This window comes from Pseudomonas sp. NPDC088429, from assembly GCF_044753305.1.
Taxonomy (GTDB): domain Bacteria; phylum Pseudomonadota; class Gammaproteobacteria; order Pseudomonadales; family Pseudomonadaceae; genus Aquipseudomonas; species Aquipseudomonas rustica.
This window is the reverse complement of sequence record NZ_JBIVMX010000139.1, coordinates 1-3,045: the sequence shown is the minus strand read 5'-3', so window position 1 is coordinate 3,045 and position 3,045 is coordinate 1. Positions and strand designations below refer to the sequence as shown.

2 protein-coding genes are annotated in these 3,045 nt (G+C 59.4%); both read right to left on the bottom strand.

The window, feature by feature from the left end:
* Positions 1-310: 310 nt before the first annotated feature.
* Positions 311-1,774: an NADH-quinone oxidoreductase subunit NuoN gene (nuoN, locus tag ACIP66_RS28395; RefSeq protein ID WP_159813898.1), complete on the bottom strand. Its 1,464-nt coding sequence runs from the start codon at positions 1,772-1,774 to the stop codon at positions 311-313.
* 7 nt (positions 1,775-1,781) lie between these two features.
* The coding region (gene nuoM / locus ACIP66_RS28390) for an NADH-quinone oxidoreductase subunit M (protein WP_400652573.1) at positions 1,782-3,045 on the bottom strand (1,264 nt) is incomplete at its 5' end.

Here is a 3,045-nt window from a genome sequence, read left to right as displayed (position 1 = left end):
GCGAGCAGGCTCACTCCTACAATGATCCGGGATGGCCACAGAATTTGTGCACGACACATAACCTGTGGGAGCGAGCCTGCTCGCGAAAGCGGTGGTTCAGGCAATGAAGATGTTGAATGTGCCGACGCCTTCGCGAGCAGGCTCACTTCCACAATGATCCGGGATGGCCACAGAATTTGTGCACGACACATAACCCGTAGGAGCAGAGCTTGCTCGCGAATGCGATGGGTCAGGCAATGAAAATGTTAAATCCCACAAAAACAAAAACGGCACCCGAAGGTGCCGTTTTCATGTGTAGCCAGCCGAGCAATCAGCCCGCCAGACCCGCCTGCTGAACCAGTGTCAGCAATGGCTGCGGGTACACACCCAGGAAGAATGCGACCAGGGCGATGGCCAGCAGCATCACGCCGCCTGCCTTTTGTTCCCAGTGCAGCTGGGCGTCGTGGCGACGCAGGTTTGGTTCGATCAGGTACAGGGTGACCATCACGCGCAGGTAGTAGAAGACGCCGATGGCGCTGCCCAGAACCAGCGAACCGACCAGCCACCATTGGTGCGCTTCAACACCGGTGGCGATGATGTAGAACTTGCCGATGAAGCCAGCGGTCAGCGGGATACCCGCCAGCGACAGCATCATCACGGTCAGCACGGCGGTCAGGTACGGACGGCGCCAGAACAGGCCGCGGTATTCGTACAGGGCATCCGCGTCACGGCCGTTGTACGGCGAGGACATCAGAGTGATCACGCCGAAGGCGCCGAGGCTGGTGATCACATAAGTCACCAGGTACACGCCGATGGCTTCCACCGCCAGACCCTTGCTCGCCACCAGTGCGATCAGCAGGTAGCCGAAGTGCGCGATGGACGAGTAACCGAGCAGACGCTTGAGGTTGCTCTGGGTCAGGGCCAGCAGGTTACCGAACAGGATCGAGGCGATGGCGATAACGGTCAGCACGTCGCTCAGTACACCACTGCTGGCAGCAGGGGAGATCTGGAACAGACGCACCATCACCGCAAACACTGCAACCTTCGACGCGGTCGCAAGAAACGCGGCCACCGGCGCCGGAGCACCTTCGTAGACGTCCGGCGTCCACAGGTGGAACGGTACCAGCGACAGCTTGAACGCCAGACCGATCAGCATCATGCCCAGGCCCAGTTGTGCCAGCGGGCTAGGCAGACCTGTCGCGGCCAGTGCCTGGCCGATACCGGTGAAGCTCAGGGAACCAGCGTCAGCGTAGAGCAGGGCCATACCGAACAACAGGAACGCGGAACCGGCCGCCGACAGCACCATGTATTTGATGCCGGCTTCCAGCGAACGCTTGTTGAAGAAGGCGTAAGCCACCAGACCGTAAACCGGTACCGAGAGCAGTTCCAGACCGATGAACAAACCGGCCAGGTGCTGCGCGCTGACCAGAACCAGACCACCGGCGGCGGCCATCAGGATCAGCAAGTACAGTTCTTCACGGTTGCCCGGGTAACCCGAACCGCCATCACCCAAATAGGCGTGGGCGAGGGTGACGCAGGCGAGAGTGGCGACCAGAATCAGCGCCATGTACAGGCAGGCAAACGAGTCGATCTGCAGCAACGGGGTCACGGCCAGAGGCGCGACTTTCAGGGCAGGCAGGATCGACAACAGGGCCAGGTTCAGACCCGCCACCGAAATCAGGAAGGTCTGCGAGTGGTTGCGGCGCCAGGCGATTGCCAGCATCACCACGATAATGGTGAGGCTGGTGATCAACAGTGGCGCAAGCGCAATAAAGTGTTGAATCGTGAATTCCATAGCGCTCTTACCGGGCCGAAGCGAGTTGAGTGAAGGCGGTGCCGAGCCACTGCTGAACGCCATGCATCGTGGCGGCAGAAGTGTCGAGGAACGGTTGCGGGTAGACGCCGATGTAGATCAGCAACACCGCAAGGCCTAGCACCATGATCAGTTCGCGAGCGTCCATACCGTGCAGGATCGAATCCGATTTCGCCGGGCCGAAGTAAGCACGGTGGATCATGATCAGCGAGTAGACCGAACCGAACACCAGACCGGAAGTGGCAATCGCAGTAATCCACGGCCAGCTCGCGAAAGAGCCGATCAGGATCAGGAACTCACCGACAAAGTTACCGGTACCCGGCAGACCCAAGGACGCGGCTGCAAAGAACAGGCTGATTGCCGGCAGGTAAGCGATACGCGACCACACACCGCCCATCTCACGCATGTCACGAGTGTGCAGACGCTCGTACAACTGACCGCTGAGGATAAACAGTGCCGCCGCCGACACACCGTGCGCGAGCATCTGGATCACTGCACCTTGCAGGGCCAGTTGGCTGCCGGAGTAGATGCCGATCAACACGAAACCCATGTGGGAAACGGACGAGAAGGCGATCAGACGCTTGATGTCGGTTTGCGCGAACGCGAGGAACGCACCGTAGAAGATCCCGATCAGACCGAGGGTCATGGCGATCGGCGCGAACTCGGCCGAGGCATTCGGGAACAGCGGCAGGGCGAAACGCAGCAGACCGTAAGCAGCGGTTTTCAGCAAGATACCGGCGAGGTCGACGGAACCTGCAGTCGGCGCCTGGGCGTGAGCATCAGGCAACCACGAGTGGAACGGTACAACCGGCAGCTTGACCGCGAAGGCGATGAAGAAGCCGAGCATCAGGATGTACTCGGTGGTCATCGACATCTTGGTTTTCAACAGGTCGGCGTAGTTGAAGGTAATCACGCCAGTGTTGTTGAAGTTGACCAGCACCAGACCGAGGATCGCCACCAGCATGATCAGGCCGGACGCCTGAGTGAAGATGAAGAACTTGGTCGCCGCGTAGATCCGGGTTTTCTTGCCGTCCGAAGAACTGTGACCCCAGAGCGCGATGAGGAAGTACATCGGCACCAGCATCATTTCCCAGAAGAAGAAGAACATGAACAGGTCGAGGGCGAGTACCACGCCGAGGTAGCAGCGAAGGATAGACATAAGGGTCAGGTGAAAGAATACAGCGTCAGGTTGAAAAACTTTCGACGAGCAGAGTACAGAGAGGATACCCAGCAGTGCGGTCAGCAGGATCGTC